Below are 3,145 nucleotides of genomic sequence, written 5' to 3' on the forward strand. Positions count from 1 at the left end.
ACCCACCGCCGCCCAGCCTGAGCCGCCATTGCGCACCGACACTGCGGCGGTCGACGCCGGCGGCAACGGCCGTCTTGTTGACTTGAAAGTCGCCGGGACGGCTGCGCCCGCGGGGCAGCAGCAGCGCGGCGGGTCGAAGAATCCCGCCGACGGTTTGACCGGCGGTCAGCACGGCGACCAGCAGGCTGCCCGCGCCGACCAACCCCAATGCGCCACGTCTGCTGATCGTCGGGTCCGCCGGATCGACCGCCACCAGCCCATCGGGGTCGCGCGGCTCCGGCCGAGTATCTGATGTATTGGTGCGCAATACTTTTCGAAGTGACAGTGATTGCAGCCCGCTGACCATGCGGGGAATTTTCAATGCAATGTGCATAGCGAAGCCGGCGATGAACACCCAGGCCCCGAAGTAGTGGGCGGTGTAGAAGCTGAAACCGAAAATGTAGTCGTACTGGATGTTGAGCACGCCGGTGACGATCTCGAACAGAATCCCGCCGACCAGCATGGCCAACGACATCCGCTCTAACAGTTGGGCGACCGAAGACACGGGCGGCCACACGAACAGCCGCGGTATCACCGACCACAGCTTGGCCAACACCACCGGGATGAGCACCAGACCGAGCCCGACGTGCAGGCCCTGGGTCAGCCGGTACAGCCACGACGGTTCGGTGGGCCAGTCGAAGAGGGGCAGCCGCAGCCAGCCGACGTCACCGGGGATGGCCTGGCCGAGCTGCGGTGCGTAAGCCAGGTAAGACAGCAGCCCGGTCAGGATGACGACCGGCAGCGTCACCAACAGCACCGACCCCAACGCCGACGTCAACCAGGGCCCGCGCAGCGGGCTGCGCCATCTCAGCCGCCTGCGAGCGTCCACAATCGCTCACAATACGACCCAGCCGTGGCGGAACCACCGACCGATCTCGCGGACCGATCGCAGCCGTATCGAGCTTGCGCAGATACCGATCGCTTCGGCGTCGAACTCGGCTTAAAGGCCGAGGGCCACAATCCTGTTGGATCGGCGGCTCACTGCACATCGCCTTGACTTCATCGAACTTCATCTCGGCGCCGCAACCGCCAATTAGGATGTGCGGTGAAAGTGGTTCGTCCCTCAGCGCTTCTTGTCGTGAGATAACGCATCAGTGGACGCGGACATCGCTGAGGGCGGTTCATCACGCCGACGCCATTGAGGGTGTGTCGTCAAACCAGTTGGGAGTCCAGCCAGTCCGAATGAGTCGGCAGGTTGTCGCTGGCCGCGCCGGGCGGCCGCTTGCGCGAGAAGGCAGGTGACAACCGCAGTTGGGATCACCTTGAGCAGGCTGTCTAGCTTTCGATCCTTCGCAATCGGATCGACAGCGTGGGCCGCTGGGTCGATGGGCCGGCCGTAGAAGACGCCTGGGGTCCAACCCGTTGGCCAAAGCCGCGCTGTACGGCCTGTGCATCTGAGGCCTGGGGACCGCGGCCGCGCGCAGCAATGTCGCCCGCGCGCCAGTCGGCCATCATACAATTCGAGCGCGCCGCCCAGGATCGATCGGCATCGCCCCGGGCGACGGCGTTCGCGGCGCTGGGCGCTGCCGAACTCCGCACCTTTGACCCGGAACACTGCGCGGCTCGCGCTGCTCACCGACTACGTCAATCTGGCACCCGCTCCGAGGTGCGACCGACATCACCGTGGCCGGAGTCACGATTCACGTACGCGAACGCCGTTCTGCCGGAAGCGATGACCGCAGCCGTCGATACCAACCCGATATGGCTCGCCGGCATCAGCGTCGCAGCAGCCTGGTTCATGAACGATAACGACACGGGGGAGCCGATGTTGGATCCGGACACGGGTGGCGGAGATGACGGACTGCAGGCTGGCGGGGTGAATATGGGCCAGGGCGCGTGATCGACTCTCGCGGTGATCTCGACGTTGCAGCACGCACGGCGATTGTCGATTCTGCGGCGTTGACCGACTCACGTTGTCTCAGTGCCTGCCCAGGGCAGGGTCCGATGGACTTCCATGCGGGCGCCGGGAATTCGACCGGGCCGCCGGTGGTGGTGAATGGGACGTGGGCGGCGTAGCAGCCTCTGCCGCGCAGACCGCCGGTGGTGCGGCGCGGAAATCGCACTTTTGACAATGGATTCCGGGTGTCCCTACTGGCCCCCAGCGACGAAAAGCGGCGTAATGTAGTAGGTATCGAGCAGCTCGGTTGCGAGCAAAGATGCCCGACCAAAAAAGGAAATATGATGGCTTCACCAACGACGTTCCGCTCGCCCTACGTCCAACGTGTCGAACTGGTCAGGGACACTATCAAGTCTCATTCCCAGCTCGAAGACGCGGCGGCGAGCGAACTGGCGGAACATGTTCTGCACGCATTGAATTCGATTCCCGAGAAGGTGCGCTGAGTACAGGCCCGCGATGGTCTCATGACGCGGCCTCACCTACATATCTTATTCACTGATTCACACGTGGGCTAATCACCCACGATCCCTGCCGGCATTTTGCCGGCGCATCTGGAGGTTTGAAAATGACTGTTACCGTGACACTTCGAGACGGCGCAACCGACAAATATATGCGGTTCGGTGACGCCTTCGTCAAGCACAACAACGGGACGCTCGACGTCATCCGGTGCGGCGCAAAACATCCGCACAGAACAGCTACCCGGCGGGCGCGTGGATCGACGTACAGGGCAACGAAAAGTAACTAAAGTTCGGTTCTGGGTTGATCCGAACGGGAAGCCACGAAGTCCTGGCGGCGATGGAGTACCCTTGCGGCCGCGACAGCGCGAAAGCTGAAGGTCCGCCTCAGACGATTGGTCGTCGCTCACGAATGCCAATAAGAAGCGCTGCGGCACATAACGTTTCATCGGTTACTCCCCTTTTCGGATCCCGGGCAAGACCGCTTGCCCTCATCGGCCGCGACGGGCAACTCCTGTGGGCCTGCGTTCTCGGACTAGCAGTGGTCGCGGCGGTGTCCGCGCGCAGCGCCTGCGCGTCAGCCAGGGTGCCCATACCGGCTGGGGCCCGGTCGCGATGACGAACCGGCTACCGGCCTCGATCTTCGGTCCCGTCGATCCAGCCGAAAATCTCATGCCGCCCACGTCATCTGGACTCAGGGGTTCCAGCGCCCTTGATCTCGATTCCGGCAACAAAGCCATTCGCGGGCGGCGCC

Annotated in this window: 2 protein-coding genes and 1 pseudogene; 2 read left to right on the top strand and 1 reads right to left on the bottom strand. The window is 63.5% G+C overall.

Annotated elements, in window-relative coordinates; genetic code table 11:
• Positions 1–868, bottom strand: a pseudogene (locus WB785_RS07390) (molybdopterin-dependent oxidoreductase); the annotation flags it as partial.
• 843 nt (positions 869–1,711) lie between these two features.
• Between WB785_RS07390 and WB785_RS07395 the strand changes: the two are divergent.
• Positions 1,712–1,879 carry a hypothetical protein gene (locus tag WB785_RS07395; protein WP_424078185.1) on the top strand — a complete coding sequence of 56 codons (168 nt, stop codon included), beginning with the start codon at positions 1,712–1,714 and terminating at the stop codon, positions 1,877–1,879.
• Between the two features lie 242 nt (positions 1,880–2,121).
• Positions 2,122–2,379 (top strand): DUF6307 family protein, encoded by a 258-nt coding sequence (locus WB785_RS07400; protein WP_424078186.1) that lies wholly within the window; start codon positions 2,122–2,124, stop codon positions 2,377–2,379.
• Positions 2,380–3,145: the final 766 nt, after the last annotated feature.

This window comes from Mycobacterium sp. (assembly GCF_049585075.1).
Lineage (GTDB): Bacteria > Actinomycetota > Actinomycetes > Mycobacteriales > Mycobacteriaceae > Mycobacterium.

Excerpts from the sequence above, each read along its gene's own strand:
- WB785_RS07395 (WP_424078185.1), top strand. The coding sequence starts at position 1,712 with ATGACCGCAGCCGTCGATACCAACCCGATATGGCTCGCCGGCATCAGC.